The sequence below is a fragment of the Pararhodobacter sp. CCB-MM2 genome, from assembly GCF_001691415.1.
Lineage (GTDB): Bacteria > Pseudomonadota > Alphaproteobacteria > Rhodobacterales > Rhodobacteraceae > Pararhodobacter.
Map to the genome: position 1 here is coordinate 1 of NZ_LRRR01000106.1, position 230 is coordinate 230.

Genomic DNA, 230 nt, shown 5'->3' on the forward strand with positions numbered 1-230 from the left:
GCGCGGCAGCTCCAGCGTCGCCTCCTCGTTGTTCTGGTAGCTGACGGCGGTCTGGAAGAGCGGGTTGCGGTTCGCCACCCGCACCGGGGCCAGCTCCTCGACCACCCGCTCGAAGGGCACTTCCTGGTTGCCGTACGCCTCCAGGTTGCCGGCCCGGACCCGCCGCACCAGCTCCGCGAAGTCCGGGTCCCCGGAGAGGTCCGTACGCAGCACGAGCGTGTTGACGAAGA

The 230-nt window shown here is 70.0% G+C and carries 1 protein-coding gene; it reads right to left on the reverse strand.

Features of this window, described 5'->3' with window-relative positions; genetic code table 11:
* Positions 1–230: condensation domain-containing protein (locus BCY78_RS24390; protein WP_139103331.1), on the reverse strand; the 230-nt coding region annotated here is incomplete at both ends.